Annotated in this window: 13 protein-coding genes; 4 read left to right on the forward strand and 9 right to left on the reverse strand. The window is 41.2% G+C overall.

All coding sequences use genetic code 11. The annotated features are described in order from the left end of the window. Positions 1-72: 72 nt before the first annotated feature. From ispH to murJ, 5 genes are all read right to left on the reverse strand, one after another. A complete protein-coding gene (gene ispH, locus E4T92_RS01885; protein WP_135093198.1) occupies positions 73-1017 on the reverse strand; it encodes a 4-hydroxy-3-methylbut-2-enyl diphosphate reductase in 945 nt (314 codons plus the stop codon). Continuing rightward, positions 1014-1532 carry a signal peptidase II gene (gene lspA / locus E4T92_RS01890; RefSeq protein WP_135093199.1) on the reverse strand — a complete coding sequence of 173 codons (519 nt, stop codon included), beginning with the start codon at positions 1530-1532 and terminating at the stop codon, positions 1014-1016. The genes ispH and lspA overlap by 4 nt, the downstream gene beginning before the upstream one ends. Before the next feature lie 244 nt (positions 1533-1776). Further along, positions 1777-4602 (reverse strand): isoleucine--tRNA ligase, encoded by a 2826-nt coding sequence (ileS, locus tag E4T92_RS01895; protein WP_135093200.1) that lies wholly within the window; start codon positions 4600-4602, stop codon positions 1777-1779. Between the two features lie 15 nt (positions 4603-4617). Next, on the reverse strand, positions 4618-5556 hold the full coding sequence (gene ribF / locus E4T92_RS01900; protein ID WP_167753978.1) for a bifunctional riboflavin kinase/FAD synthetase: 939 nt from the start codon (positions 5554-5556) through the stop codon (positions 4618-4620). A gap of 46 nt (positions 5557-5602) precedes the next feature. After that, complete coding sequence (murJ, locus tag E4T92_RS01905) at positions 5603-7177, reverse strand: murein biosynthesis integral membrane protein MurJ (protein WP_135093202.1); 1575 nt, start codon at positions 7175-7177, stop codon at positions 5603-5605. Positions 7178-7443: 266 nt separating this feature from the next. On the opposite strand from murJ, the gene rpsT reads away from it, so the two are divergent. Further along, the gene (gene rpsT, locus E4T92_RS01915) at positions 7444-7707 is read left to right on the forward strand and encodes a 30S ribosomal protein S20 (RefSeq protein WP_005548279.1); all 264 of its coding nucleotides are present in this window, start codon (positions 7444-7446) and stop codon (positions 7705-7707) included. A gap of 78 nt (positions 7708-7785) precedes the next feature. Here the strand turns inward: rpsT and E4T92_RS01920 are convergent, their stop codons facing one another. The 3 genes from E4T92_RS01920 to srmB all read right to left on the reverse strand — a co-directional run bounded on the left by E4T92_RS01920 (position 7786) and on the right by srmB (position 12406). Continuing rightward, complete coding sequence (locus tag E4T92_RS01920; RefSeq protein WP_135093203.1) at positions 7786-8904, reverse strand: restriction endonuclease subunit S; 1119 nt, start codon at positions 8902-8904, stop codon at positions 7786-7788. Between the two features lie 20 nt (positions 8905-8924). Continuing rightward, positions 8925-10970 (reverse strand): N-6 DNA methylase, encoded by a 2046-nt coding sequence (locus E4T92_RS01925; RefSeq protein WP_135093204.1) that lies wholly within the window; start codon positions 10968-10970, stop codon positions 8925-8927. Between the two features lie 113 nt (positions 10971-11083). Next, on the reverse strand, positions 11084-12406 hold the full coding sequence (srmB, locus tag E4T92_RS01930) for an ATP-dependent RNA helicase SrmB (RefSeq protein ID WP_135093205.1): 1323 nt from the start codon (positions 12404-12406) through the stop codon (positions 11084-11086). Between the two features lie 100 nt (positions 12407-12506). Between srmB and E4T92_RS01935 the strand changes: the two genes are divergently transcribed. Beyond that, positions 12507-13205 (forward strand): tRNA1(Val) (adenine(37)-N6)-methyltransferase, encoded by a 699-nt coding sequence (locus E4T92_RS01935; RefSeq protein ID WP_135093206.1) that lies wholly within the window; start codon positions 12507-12509, stop codon positions 13203-13205. Between the two features lie 66 nt (positions 13206-13271). On the opposite strand, the gene pnuC is transcribed toward E4T92_RS01935, so the two are convergent. After that, on the reverse strand, positions 13272-13943 hold the full coding sequence (gene pnuC, locus E4T92_RS01940; RefSeq protein WP_135093207.1) for a nicotinamide riboside transporter PnuC: 672 nt from the start codon (positions 13941-13943) through the stop codon (positions 13272-13274). A gap of 179 nt (positions 13944-14122) precedes the next feature. Here pnuC and rapA point away from each other — a divergent pair, with 179 nt between their 5' ends. Together rapA and rluA are read left to right on the forward strand one after the other, a co-directional pair. After that, on the forward strand, positions 14123-16906 hold the full coding sequence (gene rapA / locus E4T92_RS01945) for an RNA polymerase-associated protein RapA (protein ID WP_135093208.1): 2784 nt from the start codon (positions 14123-14125) through the stop codon (positions 16904-16906). Between the two features lie 2 nt (positions 16907-16908). Next, complete coding sequence (gene rluA, locus E4T92_RS01950; protein WP_135093209.1) at positions 16909-17568, forward strand: bifunctional tRNA pseudouridine(32) synthase/23S rRNA pseudouridine(746) synthase RluA; 660 nt, start codon at positions 16909-16911, stop codon at positions 17566-17568. Positions 17569-17589: the final 21 nt, after the last annotated feature.

Below are 17589 nucleotides of genomic sequence, written 5' to 3' on the forward strand. Positions count from 1 at the left end.
CTTTCTGCAACTGCGACATAATATTGAACCACGCCATAAAAAACGGTATCTCAAACAAGATACCGTTTTCTTTTAGTTGACCTCTTTAATCCGTAGCTCTTTCGGTACTTCAAAGAACATATTTTCTTCTAGCCCTTGAAGCTCTTCTAATTCATTTGCTCCTAATTCTTTTAAGCGGGCAATGATGGATTGCACTAATTCTTCCGGTGCTGAAGCGCCTGCTGTAATCCCGATCGTCTTTACTTTATCAAACCAGTCCGGTTGAATATCGGCCGGATCATCAAGGAGCTGAGATTGCACTCCCATACGGGAAGCTAATTCTGCCAAGCGATTAGAATTCGAGGAATTTTTCGACCCCACCACTAAAACAAGATCCGACAACTTTGCCAACTCACGCACGGCTTCTTGGCGGTTTGTGGTGGCATAACAAATATCATTTTTATGCGGTCCTTGGATTGACGGATATTTTTCTTTTAATGCGGCAATCGTTTCAGCCGTATCATCTAAAGAGAGCGTGGTTTGCGTCATAAACGTCAGATCATCACTTTCCTGCACCGGTAAACGGGCAATATCTTCCACACTTTCAATAAGATAAATCCCACCTTTATCATTGCTATATTGCCCCATTGTTCCTTCGACTTCAGGATGCCCTTTATGCCCGATAAGAATGGCTTTTGTTCCTTTACGGCTAGCACGTGCAACCTGCATATGCACTTTCGTCACTAACGGGCAAGTGGCGTCAAACACTTTTAATTGGCGATCTTTGGCTTCTTGACGGACGGCTTGAGAAACACCGTGGGCCGAGAAAATCACAATAGCACCGTCCGGCACTTCGCTCAATTCCTCCACAAAGATAGCGCCACGTTCACGTAATCCATTCACTACAAAACGATTGTGTACCACTTCGTGACGCACATAAATCGGCGCACCATGAATTTCAAGGGCGAGTTCTACAATGCTGATGGCTCGGTCAACACCGGCACAAAATCCACGTGGATTGGCTAAAATTATCTTCATTTTTGACCGCTCTTTTCTGTTTGTTTATCTTGTAGGTTTTTCTTTTCGCTCTTAAATGCATCCAACATAAGCAAGCCTGCACCAATACAAATGGCTACATCCGCAATATTAAACACCGGATAATGATAAATATCCCAATAAAAATCGAGGAAATCGACCACAAAACCGTGATAGGTACGATCCACCATATTTGCCAACGCACCGCCAATAATCAGCGCATAAGCCGCATTTTGTAATTTTTGAGTTGCCGTGTTTTTCTTTAAAAAATACATCAACATCAAAGAAATACCAATAGCCAATACAATGAGAAAGTATTTTTGCCAACCATCGTGATCCGCTAAAAAACTGAATGCTGCACCGTAGTTACGCACATAAGTGAGATTAAATATCGGCAAAATATTCACGCTCTCGTAGAGGGCAAATTTTTGAACTACAAAATATTTTGTCAATAGATCAAAGACAAAGGCCACCGCACTTAACCAAAGAAAGGAGAGACCGGATTTTGTTTTAACCATAAAAAATTCCTAAATAAATCAATGTTATGTCGCAGTTACACAAACCTAACCGGGGTGCATTTGTAGGGGCACGCTACCTGTGTCCGCTTAATAATCTATTGAGATAATTTGATTTTATAACGGACACACGCAGTATATCCCCACATTTCGTTGAAATTTCCTGCTTTGTGCATTTGCCACATAATACCGAAATAAATGCAAAGTGCGGTCAAAATCAACCGCACTTTGAATATGAAAATTTACACTATGCAAAATGGCGAATTTCACCACTACCTGCCACATTTTCCACACAGCGTGGACATAATGCGGGGTGAGCCGGATTTATGCCGATTTTATCGGAATAATGCCAGCAACGCGGACATTTTTCCCCACTTGAACGCACCACTCTCACGACAATGCCTTCAAGTTCGCCTTCCACCACTTCAGCCGGTTTATCAGTAAGTGGTTTGACTGTCGCTTTTGAGGTAATTAACACAAAACGTAATTCATCGCCAAGTTGTTCAAGTAAAGTATGGTATTCATCATTGACATAAAGGGTCACTTCTGCTTCTAATCCACCACCAATCACTTTTTCATTACGGGCAATTTCCAACACACGATTCACTTCGGAACGCACTGCGACAAGTTTTTGCCAATAGGCATCGTCTAATTTTTCGTTTTCACCTAATCCGAATGAGCCTGTGTAAAATTCCTCTGTGAAGACAAATTCCGCACGTTCATTCTCGGTTTTTGGTAGATATTGCCAAATTTCGTCTGCGGTGAAAGATAAAATAGGCGCCATCCAACGCACCAAGGCTTCTGAAATATGCCACAATGCAGTTTGACAACTACGACGGGCGAGGCTATCCGCTTTGGTGGTGTATTGGCGATCCTTGATGATATCCAAATAGAACGATCCCATTTCCACGGAACAGAAACGCATTAAGCGTTGTACCACGGCATGGAATTGATAATTATCGTAAGCCTCTTTAATTTCGTTTTGTGCTTCCAACGCACAAGCCACCGCCCAGCGATCGAGGCTAATCATCTCTTCCGCTTTCACTAAATCACGTTTTGGATCAAAACCATTTAGGTTCGCTAACAAGAAACGCGCCGTGTTGCGAATACGGCGATAACTGTCGGCCGCTCGTTTTAAAATTTCATCGGATACGGCTATTTCACCGGTGTAATCCGTTGATGCCACCCATAAACGTAAAATATCACCACCGAATTTATCCATCACTTCTTGTGGTGTCACCGTGTTGCCGATAGATTTCGACATTTTTCTGCCTTGACCATCCACCGTGAATCCGTGGGTGAGTACCTGTTTATAAGGGGCTTTATTATCTGTTGCAGTGGAAAGCATTAAGGATGACATAAACCAACCACGGTGTTGGTCTGAACCTTCTAAATACATATCCGCACCGTGCCCTGCAAATTCAGGGCGATTTGCCACCACGGAAGAATAGGTAGAACCGGAATCAAACCATACATCTAAAGTATCCGGCACTTTGCGATAATGTTCAGCATCGGCACCGAGTAATTCTTTTTCGTCTAAATCCCACCAAGCTTGAATACCGGATTTTTCTACCCGTTTTGCCACTTCTTCAAGCAATTCTAAAGTACGAGGGTGTAATTCTTCCGTTTCTTTGTGTACAAACATCGTCATCGGCACACCCCAAGTCCGTTGACGGGAAATACACCAATCAGGGCGATTTTCCACCATTTTTTCAATGCGTGCCTGTCCCCAACTTGGAATCCAACGCACTTGTTTAATTTCGCCAAGGGCTTGTGGGCGTAGTCCCTTCACTTCCATACCGATAAACCATTGCGGTGTTGCACGGAAGATAATCGGGGTTTTATGACGCCAACAATGTGGGTAACTGTGCGTAATTTTTTCCACTTTTAATAAATTGTCGGTTTCTTGCAATTTTTCCACCACAAGTGGATTGGCTTCAAATACAGCTTTGCCGGCAAAAAATGGCGTAGTAGAAATAAATTTACCGTCATTTGCCACCAAACATGCCATTGGCAAATCATATTTTTGACCCACAATAAAGTCATCTAAACCGTGATCCGGTGCGGTATGAACCAAACCGGTACCGCCATCGGTGGTAACGTGATCGCCTAAAATCATCGGTACGGTAAAATCATAGAACGGATGATGGAAACGGCTTAACTCAAGCTCTACGCCTTTCACCGTCCCTAAAATTTCCACATTTTCAATGCCAACCGCTTTCGCCACAGATTCCACCAGCTCTGTCGCTAAAATGACACGTTCGTCACCAAATTGAACAAGCTGATATTCCAATTCTGGATTAATTGCAATGGCACGGTTAGAAGGAAGAGTCCAAGGTGTTGTTGTCCAGATCACCGCAGAAAGTTTGCCATGACCTTTACCTTGTGCATTAAATTTAGCTTCAATTTCATCCGCACTTTCTGCCGGAAAACGGACATAAATAGACGGTGATACTTTATCTTCGTATTCCACTTCCGCTTCAGCCAAAGAAGAAGCACAATCCAAACACCAATGTACAGGTTTTGAACCTTTATAGAGGTGACCGTTCTCAATGACTTTTCCTAGGGTTCGGATAATATTGGCTTCTGTATCAAAGTTCATCGTGAGATACGGATTATCCCAATCACCCAATACCCCTAAACGAATGAAATCTTTCTTTTGCCCTTCCACTTGTTCCGCTGCATATTCACGACATTTTTGACGAAATTCCGCTGCTGAAATTTTCTCATTTGGTTTTCCCACCAAACCTTCTACTTTCAATTCGATCGGTAAACCGTGACAGTCCCAACCCGGAATATAAGGGGAATCAAAGCCCAATGCGGTTTTAGATTTAATAATAATATCTTTTAAGATTTTGTTTACTGCATGACCGATATGAATACTCCCGTTTGCATAAGGAGGACCATCGTGCAAAATAAAGGATTTTTTACCTTTTGAGGCTTCACGAATTTTTTGGTAAAGATTTTTCTCGTACCAATTTTTCAACATCACAGGCTCGCGCTTGGCTAAATCACCACGCATTGGAAAACCTGTTTCCGGTAAATTAAGCGTGTTTTTGTAATCGACTGTCATTTTATTTTCCAATTTTTACTTTTTAAAATTCTTGCTAAAAAACGCTTTTGCGGTTTCAACATCCCGTTCAATCTGTGCTTTTAAAACATCAAAAGAAGGAAATTTCATTTCCTCTCTGATTTTATGGCAAAACTCAACCTCAACCGGTTCACCATAAATTGTCTTGGCAAAATCAAATAAATGCACTTCTAATAATTGCATTACACCGTTAATTGTTGGGCGTTTTCCCATATTGGCGACACCGTTAAAAATCTCGCCGGATTTTAACCGAACTTTTACCGCATATACCCCTTTAATCGGATTGACTTGGCGGTGCAAGCGGATATTTGCGGTGGGAAATCCCAATGTTCTGCCTAATTTATTGCCGTGAATGACACGACCAAAAATGCGATAAGGTTTGCCTAACAAACTTTCCGCAAGGGATAATTCATCTTTTGCTAAGGCTTCCCGAATGGTGGTACTGCTAATGCGTTGTTCATCCAAACAGAAACTGTGATTGTCTTCCACAGTAAAACCAAAACGCTCTCCCGCTTTTTTTAACATGGCAAAATTGCCTTGACGGTTTGCACCGAATTGGAAATCATCGCCAATACTTAAAAATTTTACGTGGAGTTGCTTCACTAAGGCCTGTTCAATAAACTGCTGTGCCGATTGCTCGGCAAAAGTGCGGTCAAATTTCGCCACAATGACCACATCCACATTGGCTTGTTGCAAATAATAAAGCTTATCACGCAAGCGCATCAAACGTGCCGGTGCATTATCCCCCATAAAATATTCTCGGGGCTGCGGTTCAAATAATAATACCGCCATGGGTAAATGTAATTCGTCCGCTTTTTGGCGAAGGTGGCGCAACACGGCTTGATGACCTAAATGCACCCCATCAAAATTGCCGATTGTGAGCGCACAACCTTGTAAAACTCGGCTTGCATGATGTAGCCCACGAATTAATTGCATGACCTTACCCAAGAAAATTTCAGAATTTCGGCATTATAGCGGTAAGTTAGTTTTTTGTCAGCAAATGGTGCGGACGAATGCCTAACAAAACCAACATTCCGCCATAAACTATCGCAGCCAGTGCAATGAGCCAAGCCAACCAATGAATCCGTTGCATAAAACTCATCACAGCCCATTCATTAATCACAGGGGTGTAATACCACACCAATGCCCCCATCACACAGGCAGCCAATAAAACTTTCACGAAAAAGACCGCACTTTGGCGTGAAAAACGGTACACATCGGACTTCGCCAAACCACGATAAAGTAAGTAAGCATTAAGGGTAGCAGACATAGCAGAAGCCATCGCTAATCCCACATAACTAAAGGGAATCGCTAATACATTAAATCCCATATTACTCACCATCGCAATAATGCCGATTTTCACCGGCGTTTTGGTGTCTTGACGGGCGTAGTAGCCATTGGCAAGAATTTTAATCAGCATAAAACTCAACAAGCCGGCATTAAACGCCCACAAAGAATAGGAGGCAGCATGCACGTCGTTAAAGGTAAAACTTCCCCGCATAAAAAGAGTGAGTAGCATGGGTTGCGCCAGTACAGCAATGCCCACCGCAGCAGGTACGCCAAGTAATAAAATCATCCGCACACCCCAATCCATGGTATTGCGAAAATCTACCGCACTTTGTTCGGAATTATCTTCCCGATTAACATGATGACGTGCGAGGGTAGGTAAAATCACCGTAGAAATGGCAATGCCAAACAAACCGAGAGGAAACTCCAACAAACGATCGGAATAATAAAGCCAGCTGATCGAGCCGGTCATTAAAAAACTGGCGATGACGGTATCCAGTAATAAATTGATCTGACTGACGGATACGCCAAACAATGCCGGAATCATCAATTTACGAATTTTTACCACACCTTCATCGTGCCACGCCCATTTCGGTTTTACCAAAAGTCCGGCTTTTTTCATAAAAGGAATTTGGAATAAAAATTGGAATAACCCGCCGAGAAAAATACCGATGGCTAATGCCAGATCGGGATTATCCATTCTCGGTGCTAAGAAAAGTGCGGTCGCAATCATGGCAATATTTAGTAACACCGGCGAAAAAGACATCACACCAAACTTGCCCAGCGTATTCAACACCGCACCGGAAAGGGCAACAAAAGTGACAAACCATAAATAAGGAAAGGTAATTTTTAATAGCAAAGAGGCTTGTTCAAACTTATGCGCATCAGGGCCGTCATTCAGCCAATCGGTGAACCAACCCATACCGAATAATGCAGCAACAACAGGTGAGCCGACCATCGCCAACAAAGTCACAATACTCACCAAACCGCCTAATGTACCGGATACTTTTCCGATAAATTCACGGGTTTTATCCAAATCACCGCTTTTACGATATTCTGCCAACACGGGAACGAAGGCTTGGGAAAATGCCCCTTCTGCAAATAAACGACGGAGAAAATTCGGAATACGATTAGCAAATAAAAAAACATCCGCCGCTGCTCCCGCCCCAATCAAATGGGCGATGACAACATCACGCACCAAACCTAATACGCGCGATAATAGCGTCATACTGCTGACAATCACGCCCGATTTTAAAAGTCGTTTACTCAAAATATTATTCTCTTGCTAAAAATTTTGCCTAATTGTATAGAAATTTTGTTTTTACGCTATATTCCACGCAAAAAAACTGATAAAATCCGCCCCACATCGTTTGTGTGAGCCCCTATTGAAAGCGCTTGTAAAAATAACGATGCTTACTTTCGGTTGTGTCTCACCGAAATCAACACAAATTTTCCATTGACAAACGTATAAAAAATCGTCATATTGACGCCCTTTATTTTGTCACACTAATTAACAGAAATTTTAGGAGTTTGACCTTGGCTAATATCAAGTCAGCAAAAAAACGTGCGGTACAATCTGAAAAACGCCGCCAACACAACGCAAGCCAACGCTCTATGATGCGTACTTACATCAAAAAAGTTTATGCTCAAGTAGCAGCAGGTGAGAAAGCAGCAGCTGAAGCAGCATTCGTTGAAATGCAAAAAGTTGTTGACCGTATGGCTTCAAAAGGCTTAATCCACGCTAACAAAGCAGCAAATCACAAATCTAAATTAGCTGCGCAAATCAAAAAATTAGCGTAATTAAAACAACATAAAAAAAGACCGCACTTTGATGTGCGGTTTTTTATTTCTCAAAGTTTTCCCCCATTTAAATATATTTTATCTATTGATAACTTGTTTCGTTGCAGCAATTTTACTATCTGCATAATGCACTACATCTTTAATCACCAGCTTTTGTATAGCAGAAATTAAGGTTTCCATAAAGCTATAATCGGGTTGTTGATTATAGCTTGGAAGTTGCATTTTAAAATTTAGGCTTTGCGAACTTCTCAATTTCTTGCCATAAGAAAACTTTCCTGCCAATGCTTTTTCTGATGATTTAGTTAGAAATAACATCATTCCTTTAGAAAGCTCGCTTTCATCATTCCAATAAACGCCCGTATCATCTCCTGCACCAAAATCATAACTTCTATAAAATGCATTGCCGAAAATATCAATGGTTATAGAATTTCTAGGAAAAGTTGCAACAGGGTTTGAAATATAATTTACCACACCAGTATTAGTAATACCCGCCATCACAAATGGAATATCCCCTGCAACTTGGTCGTCTTTTTTCAATCGTCTGCCTTGTTGTATATTATTGAAAATATCAGCAAAACGATATTCCCCCCAAACCACTTTACCCTCTTCAAAATCGGCAAGTGCCTGCTGTTCGGCTGTGGTCAGTGTATAATCTTTTAAACCTGTAACCAATAAATACGCCTCGAGCTGCGAGAGGCGGTACGCCTCGAGCTGCGAGAGGAAATTTTCCATAAAATCAAAGTCAATTTGGGCGAGTTTATCCAAAACGGCGTTGGGTTTTATTGGGATAGAGATTTTTTGATTTTTCAATTTCCCCAATGTCGGATAATTCGAATAGCCGCCATCATACACTTTCAAGGTGGAATTTATGGAAGACACAAAAAAATTATAATTTTTTATTATCTCTTCTATTTGAGGATATAAAATGAAAATATTTTGACTAGCATACCACTCTCTCTGTCTGAACTGAGCTACAATCTCACCTATTTGAACAACAGAAAAAGTATTTTTGGGATTAGGTTCAAATCCTAATTTTTCTACAAATCCTTGAATACCGTAATTTACGGATGTTCTTCCAATAAAGTGATAGTCTTGCGAATTATCTGATAATTGAATGCCCCCTTTATCTACACCTTTAGAAATTTTAATCTCAAACAACTCCTGCAACTCAAACTCTGCCCATTCAACTTGTTGCAATTTTTCTGTTAAATGAGCCTCTATTTTCCCAGCTTTTCATCGTTTTTATCTTGCTTTTTCAGAATATTTGCCACTTCCCACGCCAAATAATCGCTAACCGTCTTTTTAAAATCCTCAAGTGTAGGTTTAGTATCTATCGGGGCGGTTTGGTTCCAATCTGCACCGTTTTTCGGGTCTATGGTATTTTCAAAATACTCTTTTTCACTAAACAACTTTAATTTAGATTTGCCAAAACGCACTAAATTAACGACTTCTTCGTATCTTCCACGGGCGTTGTCGGTATCTTTCAGATTATTGCTGGCTTTTTTACGGTTGGTGCGGGTATAACCATCATGGCTAAAATCAATAAATTTTACCCTTTCATCGGCGTGATGTTTTTCGCCCACTTTAAATACATAAATATTGGTCTGCACGCTGGATTTGCCGATAAATAAATCAATCGGCATTTTAATACTTGCAAGTAGTGTGTGATTTTTCAAAATACGTTGATTGATTTCTTTTGCTTTGCCGCTTCCTGCTGAATTTTGAATGATAATCGCCGCATAGCCTTTATTCATCATATTTAAGGCAGTTTCTACAAAGTTCATTCCATTCCCTACTGCAGAATAAGGCGGATTAAGAATAAAAGCATCTGCCGGGAATTTATCATCGGTATTGCCAAAACCATAGTTACCGTTGAAATCGGTTAAGGAGTTTTTATTGATAATATTTGAGCTACCATCGCCCATCATAATCATATTCAAAATGGCCAGCATATAAACGCTAGAAAGTAATTCCAAACCTAACAGCTGTTTTGCTTTGATATGGGCTTCTTTTTGGCGCAGTTCTTCGGGCGATTGAATATTGGCTTTAGCATCTTTAAGCATTTCATTCATCGCAGCAACCAATAGCCCAGCCGAGCCGGTGGCAAAGTCCCAAACATAACTGTCTTTATTCACCCGTGCCAATTTAACCAGCAAAGTAGCCACATAAGACGGCGTTAAAACCACATCGTTGAGTTTGTCTTGTGTGAATCCGAGCCAAGAGTACATTTCGTTAAACAGCTTGCCTGTGAAATCGGTGGTTAAGCCGATTTTGTAATAAATGCCTAAATCATCAACAATTTTGGTAAACACACGTTTAAGCTGACTTTCACCATTTTGCGGTTTGTTGATGTTGTCGGTTAAAAGGGTATTAGATAAAGTGCGGATAATTAACTCTTTTTTATCCTGCGGTAGTTGCTTTTCATTAAAAAAGGCTTTGATTTTACGAATAATAATATCGCCATCTCGACTCCCTCCTTCCTCAGATGATTTTAACTCTTCTTTTTCCAAAGGTTTCACTTTTCCTGACACGCCTAGTGTCGCAATGATTGAAGCTGCAACAAGATAAACACGGTCGTTTTCGCCTAAACCTTTTTCGTTTTGGTAGATATCGTTATTAAGCTTAGTTAAACTGGTGTCAATTTCTTTTTCACGCTTTTCTTTAATTTTTTCCAATTCTTCGGAAGAAAGCGTTAATTGCTTAACTTGTGCGATAAAATCATCAAAGTTTTCTTTAGCAAGGAAAGAAAAATCAGAAAATTCGCCGACTTTTTGCCCTACGCCCAGATTGGATTTCGCCACATAATAAACCCCAATTTGATGACGAATTTTGCCTTTTTCATCTTTTTCGCCCGTCATACCAATGGCGATAATATCGGTGTAGCTGGTGTGATGCAGTAAAGCGTTAGCATAATGCACTGCACCATTCACCGCATAGCCGTTGATATGTTTGAAATTCGGTTCATTTTTCACTGTGCGATTATCTACATTGCCTTCGGCATCTAATTTGACTAACTTATCACCATAGCCTTTGTATTCAATCAAAATAGGGTAATATTCAGTGTTAGCTGTCTGTAACAACAATTTTGCGTCAGGACGATTTGCCCCCATACCGCCACTTTTAGAAAAATAATCTTTCAATGCTTTATCAATTTCATCATTGAGTATTTCTTGTTCTAATTTATAGTCTAATTGATACTTTTTCAGCCAGCTATTCGCTAAATCTGCGATATTAGGTTCGATTGATTGTAACTTCTTTGCCATTCTTACACCTTGTTATCCCCGTAATAAAAAAGATAGATAAAATTGTTACATTATTTTAAATTTTAATTTTTGTGCAACAACCTTTACACCAAATTTCCACTTTAACTTTAACCTTAACTTTCCTTCATTAAACTAGCCTTTCTCCGCTTCCCAATATTTTTCGTATCCTTGTGGCGTAGCTTCACTTTTTTCTTCGCCTCTGTTTTTTTCTTTTCTTCCCGTTTTGTTTTGATGCGGGCTTTTTGTTTTTTACTCACGGATTTCACCTCACCGTCTTTCGGTGGTTTGGTGCGGGGTTCTAAACCTTCCAGAACACGGGCTTTTAGAATTTCCTCCGTATAACGCTTAATTTTACCGAGCAATTTATAATCGTGAGCTTCCACAAAAGAGACTGCCGTCCCTTTTTTGCCCGCTCGAGCGGTACGCCCAATACGGTGTAGATAGGTATCCGCACTATACGGCAAGTCAAAATTCATCACATGGCTAACATCATCAATATCAATCCCACGTGCCGCTACATCCGTTGCCACTAATACTGTCACCACACCCGATTTTAATTTATCAATGGCATTATTACGTTGGGTTTGAGCCATTTCACCTTCCAAGTAAGCTGAACGAATACCCCGTTTACGCAAGGTTTCGGAAAGTTCTCGGGCACTTTCACGACGACGCACAAAAATAATGCCTCGGCTTACTTTTTCTGTTTCAATAAAACGAGCCAATAATTTCACTTTGTGTTCATAGCTATCGGCGTGATAATACCATTGATTGATTTTTTTCCGTTCACGGCGGCTTGGTTCGGCATCCACTTGCACGGGATCATTAAGCAGACGTTCGGCAAAATCCACCAATAATTCCCCCTCTAAGGTTGCTGAAAATAATAAGGTTTGTTTCCGCCAACGGGTTTCCGCTGCAATTTTTTCCGCATCTTGCCCAAAGCCCATTTGCAACATTCTGTCTGCCTCATCAAAAATTAAGATTTCCACCGAACGGCAATCAAAATTCTCTTCTTGAATATATTGCAATAAACGCCCCGGGGTCGCCACCACTAAATCTTGATTGGTATTGAAAATTTCACCATGGTTTTGATACACCACACCGCCGGTGATGGTAGCGATGTTTAAATGGGTAAATTGCGCTAATTCTTCCGCCTGTTGCGCCACCTGCATGGCTAATTCTCGGGTGGGCGTTAACACCAAAATTCTTGGCGGGCCGGGTTTACGACGTGGATAATCAAGCAGATGTTGCAATGCCGGTAAGAGAAATGCTGCCGTTTTTCCTGTTCCCGTTGGGGCAGAACCTAACACATCACGGGCTTCCATTGCTGCCGGAATCGCATTCAATTGAATCGCTGTTGGACGTGAATACCCTTTTTTTTCAAGCGCTTGAAGAAGTTCAGGGGAAAGGTCGAATTGTTCAAATTGGGGAAAATTCATTATTGTATGGTTATTTGTTAAAATTGGCGCAAATTATACCTGAAAAGCCTCGAAATAACTAAAAATAAACAGGAAAGTGCGGTCAATTTAAGAAATATTTATGAGTAGTTTCACCTTTAAACAATTTCACATTAATCAGCAACATTGCGCAATGAAAGTAGGTACGGACGGTATTTTACTGGGGGCGTGGGCTGACACAAATCATTGTAAAAATATACTGGATATGGGAAGCGGAACAGGCTTGCTGGCATTAATGCTTGCACAACGCAGTACGTCAGATTGCCAAATTCATGCCGTTGAATTAGATCCTGCTGCAGCACAACAAGCACAAGAAAATATTACGCTTTCACCTTGGAAATCACGTATAAATTTGGTTCAGGGAGATGTCCAACATTTTTTATCCGACACAAAAGAAACCTTTGATCTTATTGTCGCCAATCCTCCCTATTTTGAACAAGGCGTGGAATGTAAAAACGAAGAACGAGAGTTAGCCCGTTATACTACACAAAGTCATTTAGATTGGCTAACCTGGGCGGCTGAACGCTTATCTGAAAAGGGAAAAATCAGTTTTGTGTTACCCTATGAAGCAGCAAAAACCCTCGAAAAACTGACCGCTCTTTGTAGTGTCAAACAAACGGAAGTCATCACAAAAATCGGAAAATCGCCACAAAGAATGTTAATCACCTTTTCCAAACAATCACAAAAATTAGTGCATGAGCAAATCGTGATTTACGATGAAAAAAACCGTTATACCAAGGAATTTACCGAATTAACGAAGGATTTTTATTTGAAATTTTAATAATAAAGGCAGCCTTAAATTCCCAAGGTTGCCTTTATTCTCTCTAAAGTGCGGTTGTTTTTTTCCTTATTTTGACAATTTCGTCCAGTTGTAATAACCGTAAAGGGAGTTCAGTAAATACGCACTGTACATTAAATACATCGCCGGTGTTTCCGCCCATAAAATAATAGAAAGAATATTAAGGACAATCCACAACAGCCATTGTTCACGATAACGCAAAATCATCAGCAACTGGGCTGCCACCACGATAATGGTCGTTAAGCCGTCTAACCCAGTTGAACTTCCACCCGCTGCCTGCAAGGCTTGCACAAATAAAAGCGTACCAATACCGATAAAAAGCGCGAGGGCAATCCAACCTTGTGGAGTGAGTGCCTTTGCCACCACGCTTTCTCCGCCATTGTCATTTTGCATATTATTTTTCCACATGAAATAGCCGATAAACTGTGCCGGCAAATAGACATAAAGTACGGTGTTCATTTCCCCTAAGAAATTTTGCCCCCATGCCACATAGAAATAGGTGTAAGCAAAAATCAAGCCGAAGAAATAGTTACTGATTTTCCCTTTACTCACCAATACCACACATAAAATGCCTGAAATACCGGAAATCATTGCCAGCCATGAATCAGGTGCTTGCACATACGCCCAAATTTGCGCCATGATAAATACCACCAACCAGACCACTTCAAAAGGCTTCCAACCGGATAAAAACTCCCGTTTAAGACGTTCAGACCAATCCATTTTTTACTCCATAATAATGAAAAAAACCGCGCCATTTTTGCACCGCACTTTGGCAAAGTAAAGCATAGAATCAGAACAATCGCCACGATTGTGATAGAGATCACAGTTTTCATTGCTTTCCCTTTGAATCGGGCTACAATAGCCGCCCGAATTTTAATGAATGACAAATAGAGAATTGTATGACACCCTTTGCCCTTGGTCAGCGTTGGTTAAGCGGAAGTGAAAATAACCTTGGATTAGGCACTGTTACTGCTTTTGATATGCGTACTGTGACGTTACATTTTCCTGCCTCTGACGAAACGCGTATTTATTCTATCGCTCAAGCCCCTCTCACCCGCATTCAATTTAACAAAGGTGAAACCTTAAATCATAAAGACGGTTGGCAAGGCAAGATTGTGGATATTCAAAGCATGAACGGCTTGAATTTTTATTTGGTAGAAAATCCGCAAGGTGAACAAGTGATCGTTCAAGAAAGTGATATTTCACCGCTTATTTCCTTCAGTTCGGCGAAAGATCGCCTCTTTTCCGCACAGTTAGATCGTAGCCATCATTTTGCTTTACGTTATCGCACGCTAAAACATCAACAAGCTCAATTTCAATCTCCATTACGTGGTTTACGCGGTATTCGTGCCGGTTTAATTCCCCATCAATTGCATATTGCCGCTGAAGTAGGCAACCGAGTGAATCCCCGAGTATTGCTTGCCGATGAAGTAGGATTAGGTAAAACTATTGAAGCCGGTATGATTTTACAAAATCAACTGTTTGCCGAAAAAGTTCAACGTGTATTAGTGCTTGTGCCGGAAACGTTACAACATCAATGGCTGGTTGAGATGTTGCGCCGATTTAATTTGCATTTTTCACTGTTTGATGAAGAACGCTGTGAGGATTTTGCTATCAGTGGTGAAAATCCTTTTAGCTCGGAATCTTTGATTATTTGTGCCTTAGATTGGTTAGTGAATTCACCAAAACGTGCCGAACAAGCTCTTGATGCAGGTTTTGATTGCCTTATTGTGGATGAAGCCCATCATTTAGCTTGGTCAGAGGATTCCCCTAGCCGTGCATATTTATATGTAGAACAACTTGCGAAGGTCATTCCTTCTGTATTATTACTCACCGCCACGCCGGAACAATTAGGGCAAGCAAGCCATTTTGCCCGATTACGATTACTCGATCCCGAACGCTTTTTTGATTATGCGACTTTTCAAAAAGAGCAACAAAATTACCAACCGGTGGCGCAAGCAGTGCAATCTTTACTGGAAGATAAACCACTAAGTGCGGTCGAAAAAAATCATATATCTCAATTGCTGGGAGAACAAAATACCGCGCAACTTTTTCAAGACATTAATAATTCTAATGAAGAAGCACAATCAGCACGCCAAACCTTAATCCAAAATTTGATTGATCGCCATGGCACAAGCCGAGTGTTATTCCGCAATACACGCCAAGGGGTGAAAGGTTTTCCTCGGCGTATTTATCACCCGATCACGTTAACCGTTGAAAATATCGCTCAAGTGGAAGAGGTGAAAACACAATGGTTGTTAGATTTTGTAAAAACACAACGTGATAAAAAAATCTTTGTGATTTGCCAATATGCACAAACATCCATTCACCTTGAACAGCATTTACGGGAGAAAGAAGGGATTCGTGCCACGGTTTTCCACGAAAACATGTCAATTATTGAACGTGACCGTGCTGCTGCTTATTTTTCTGATGTAGAACACGGCGCACAGGTGTTACTCAGTTCCAGCATTGGCTCAGAGGGGCGCAATTTCCAGTTTGCAGATACGTTAGTCTTATTTGATTTGCCACAAAATCCTGATTTACTTGAACAATGTATCGGGCGTCTAGATCGCATCGGTCAGCAAAATGATGTGCAAATTTATGTGCCTTGTGTGGAAAAATCCGCCGATGATGTATTGGCTCGCTGGTATCACGAAGGATTGAATGCCTTTGAACAAACCACACCGATGGGAATGGCATTATTTGAACAGTTTGCAGAATCGCTACAAAAAGTGCGGTCAAATTCAACCGCACTTTCAGAGCTAGATAACCTCATTGCAGATACCAAACAAGCACGCGAAAAACTCAAAATCGCCTTGGAACAAGGACGTGATCGCCTATTAGAACTAAACTCCAATGGTGGCGAACAGGCAAAACAGTTAGCCCATGCTATCGCTGCACAAGATAACGAGGTAGAACTCGTCAATTTTGCCCTAAACTTGTTTGATATTATTGGCGTAGAACAAGAGGATCTTGGTGAAAACAGCATTGTACTTACCCCTACCGGCACAATGCTTGTACCGGATTTTCCGGGCTTAAAAGAAGAAGGCGTGACGGTAACTTTTGATCGCAATCTTGCCCTTGCCCGTGAAGAATTGGAATTTTTAACCTGGGATCATCCAATGATTCGCCAAGGTATTGATCTGATAGCCTCCGGTGATATCGGAAAAGCGGCAATGGCGTTACTGATTAACAAACAATTGCCTGCCGGTACGCTTTTGTTAGAATTAATTTATGTGGTGGAATCACAATCACCGAAAGGATTGCAGCTCACTCGTTTCCTACCACCTACGCCAATCCGATTATTGCTTGATAACAAAGGCACTAATATTGCCGAACAGGTTGAATTTGAAAATCTGCACAGCAAATTGAAACCGCTTGGCAAAGATGTGGCGAATAAGATGATCAAAATGGTACGCCCGACGTTAGAACAACTATTTGTACTTGGCGAAAAGAAAATTCAACTGCTTGCCCAAACTTGTATTAGCCAAGCCCAAAAATTGGCGGAGCAAACGTTGAGTGTGGAAATTGATCGATTACAAGCCTTACAAAAGGTGAATAAAAATATTCGCCAAAGTGAAATTGAGATTTTAACGGCACAGCGTGATCAATCGTTAGAAGCATTGGCAAAAGCAACCTGGCGATTGGATAGTTTAAGAGTTATCGTCACCAATAAGGAATAATAATGGCACTGATTGAATATCATCCCCCAATGGAACCTTATTTAGACATTGTTTATCAAGATAACTATATTTGCGTGGTGAATAAACCGAGCGGGCTGCTTTCCGTACCGGGCAATCAACCGCAATATTACGATAGTGCGATGAGTCGGGTGAAAGAAAAATTTGGTTTCTGCGAACCGGCACACCGTCTTGATATGGCAACCAGCGGCATTATTTTGTTTGCTTTAAGCAAAGCGGCGGATAAAGAACTCAAACGCCAATTCCGCGAGCGAGAACCGAAAAAACATTATCAGGCCTTAGTGTGGGGACATCTTGCACAAGACTGTGGCGAGGTTAATTTGCCAATGATTTGTGATTGGGAAAATCGTCCACGCCAACGTTTAGATTTTGTCCTTGGCAAAAGAGCGGTCACAAAATTTGAGGTTTTGGCACGTTTACCCAATAACAGCTCTCGGGTAAAACTGACGCCGATTACGGGGCGCTCCCATCAATTACGCCTGCATATGCTGGCATTAGGCCACCCGATTTTAGGGGATAAATTCTACGCCCATCCACAAGCCAAGAGCATGTCGCCACGCCTCTGCCTTCACGCAGAAAGCCTAAGCATCACTCACCCCATCACCGGTGAACCCATGACTTTTTGTGCAAAAGTAGATTTTTAACGAAAAACAGCCTCCCCAAAA

Source organism: Pasteurella sp. WM03 (assembly GCF_004570945.1).
In the GTDB taxonomy this organism is placed as follows: Bacteria; Pseudomonadota; Gammaproteobacteria; order Enterobacterales; family Pasteurellaceae; genus Rodentibacter.